The sequence below is a fragment of the Candidatus Frankia nodulisporulans genome (assembly GCF_902806475.1).
Taxonomy (GTDB): Bacteria; Actinomycetota; Actinomycetes; order Frankiales; family Frankiaceae; genus Frankia; species Frankia umida.
In genome coordinates, this window is record NZ_CADCWS010000439.1 from 1 (window position 1) to 1,938 (window position 1,938).

Consider the following 1,938-nt stretch of genomic DNA (forward strand, 5'->3'; position numbering starts at 1 on the left):
CGTTTTGTTTTGAAATGAAATCAGACTTCTGCATAAGCCTCGCGGTATCGAACATCGCCCGGTACTCCAACGGGCGAATCCTGAAGGAACGCCGCCAGAAGCTCGACAAAGTCGAGCGCGCGGCGGAGCTCGGCGTCAACGTAACCGCTGAACGCCGGACCACGGCCGTGTGGCTGGGGGAGTGGCTGGAAATCAGGGAAGGGGACGGTACCCGGGCCTCGACGCTCCGTGCCTACCGCTGGCTGATCAACACACACATCATTCCGGTGATCGGCCGCGTCCAGCTCGACAAGCTCACGCCGCTGGACGTGCGGCGGCTCGTCAGCGCGGCGAGGAATGCCGGCCTGTCCGCCGGCAGCGTCCGGCACGTGCACAGCCTGATCCGCAACGCGCTGGCGGAAGCCGAACGGCTCGATCTGGTGGCACGCAACGTTGCGAAGGCGGTCAAGGCGCCCCCGTTGCCACATCGTGAGGTGCGCGCCCTGCGGCCGGAAGAGGCACGCCGGCTCGTCGAAATCCTCCGCGGTGAACGGCTGGAAGCGGTCTTCGCCTGTGGCCTGATGCTCGGGCTTCGGCGCGGCGAAATCCTCGGCCTGCGCTGGACGGATGTGGACCTGGGCGGCGCCACACTCCACGTCCGGCAGACGCTGCAACGGGTGGACGGCTCGTTGCGGTTCGTCCCGGCGAAGACGGACCGTTCCCACCGGAAGCTGCCGATCCCGCCCCGCCTGGTGACCATCCTGCGGCGCCACCCGGCCACGCAGACCGCGGAACGGATCGGGCTCGGCGATGCCTGGACGGAAACCGGCCTGGTGTTCACCTCGTCGGTCGGTACGCCGTTGGAGCCGCGCAACGTCAACCGGCGCTTCGATGTCCTGCGTCGTCAGGCCGACCTGCCGTGGCTTCGGCTGCACGACCTTCGCCATGCCTTCGCCTCGATGCTCTTCGCCGAGGGCGTGCCGGCCCGGACGGTGATGGAGCTGCTCGGGCACTCCACGATCCAACTCACCATGAACACCTACACCCACGTGATGCCCGAAACGCAGCGCGACGCCGTCGACCGCCTCGACCGGATTTTTGGCGAGGCGACGCACAGTGACGCCCACGAACCCGACGAGGACGACGGCGAGGAACGGACAGGCTGACGCTGTACCCAATGAGCCAAGGACGCCCCGGACGGCTGTGTACCTCACGCAGCGGCTCGGGGCGTCTGCCGTCTCCGCCGCCAGAGTGCGGAGGGCTAGGGTACAAAGTTGGGTACAGTGATCATTTTAGATACGTCACCGAGAGTCATAAGACCTGGTGGGAGCGGGTGCGCCGTCAGGGACTTGAACCCCGAACCCGCGGATTAAGAGTCCGCTGCTCTGCCAATTGAGCTAACGGCGCGTTGCCTTCGCGTTCCCAGCTGGTTGCCGCGTCGACATGGAGAACTCTACCAGGCTGCGCGGGGGGTGTGGCTGGGGGGTGGGTCGGACTTGGTGGATAGGTCGGTCACGGCGGGCGGCTCGGCCCGGTCGCGGAGGTCGGGGCTCGGCGACCGGGGCGTGTCGGGGGTGCTGGTGGTGGGGCGGCTGTTCCGCGGAACACCCTGATCGGAACGGTGGTGACTGAAGGGATCTGGCTTGGTTCGCTACGTGATTGTTGGTGTGGTGGCTGGCCGGGGTTGGTGGCGGGGAGGAGGGGAAGGGTGCGTCCGGCGCGCCTGCCGGGTCGCGATCTTGTCGTGCCGAGGGGTGTTCGGTGCCATGCCGAGGGTTGGTCGGGGAATCAGGGGGTCGATTTCCGAACAGGCCTCGGCAAGCGGGTGGATGGGCGGGTTTGTCTGGCGGTGGGGTCGCGACGGTGGGGGCATGGCGGGAGGGGCGTCCCGGGCCAGGCGGATCAGGGCGTGCACGGGTAATGCGGGCGGAGGCGGGGTGGGTTGCGGCAGTCCGGAAC

The 1,938-nt window shown here is 67.6% G+C and carries 1 protein-coding gene and 1 tRNA gene; one reads left to right on the plus strand and one right to left on the minus strand.

Features of this window, described 5'->3' with window-relative positions; translation table 11 throughout:
• Positions 1–1,145 (plus strand): tyrosine-type recombinase/integrase (locus G6R24_RS20575; protein ID WP_163550782.1); only part of this gene is annotated, 1,145 nt, incomplete at its 5' end.
• Between the two features lie 168 nt (positions 1,146–1,313).
• On the opposite strand, the gene G6R24_RS20580 is transcribed toward G6R24_RS20575, so the two are convergent.
• Positions 1,314–1,386 (minus strand) — tRNA-Lys (locus G6R24_RS20580).
• Positions 1,387–1,938: the final 552 nt, after the last annotated feature.